The organism is Shewanella sp. SG44-6, assembly GCF_014164185.1.
Taxonomy (GTDB): Bacteria; Pseudomonadota; Gammaproteobacteria; order Enterobacterales; family Shewanellaceae; genus Shewanella; species Shewanella vesiculosa.
In genome coordinates, this window is sequence record NZ_JACJER010000345.1 from 1 (window position 1) to 352 (window position 352).

1 pseudogene is annotated in these 352 nt (G+C 45.2%); it reads left to right on the top strand.

Going from position 1 to position 352, the window contains the following annotated elements:
- Positions 1-240 (top strand): annotated as a pseudogene (locus H5185_RS22525) (group II intron reverse transcriptase/maturase); the annotation flags it as partial.
- Between the last annotated feature and the right edge of the window lie 112 nt (positions 241-352).

Below are 352 nucleotides of genomic sequence, written 5' to 3' on the forward strand. Positions count from 1 at the left end.
GCCCTTAAATACTTCATCAACCGAAAAGGCCAATGGCAATTTCACGGTTGGCAGAAGGTCAAGGATATGGATTGCCAATTCAATCTATTCCAAATAGCCAAAGTGCCTATTGAGAGACATGTGAAAATTCGAAGTGCGGCTATACCATTCGATCCTCAATACCAAGAATACTTGGCTAGGAGAAAATCGAAAAGGCAAGCTCGTAACGCTTGGAATGAACCTGCTCTCACTGCTTTATAAGTTGCTGGGTATCAAACGATACCTTTGTGGAGGCTTGAGCCTAGTGCAGTGAAAGTTGCACGCTGGGTTCTTAGGAGGGCGGCACTTGGTAACAAGTGTCGTCTATCCGACA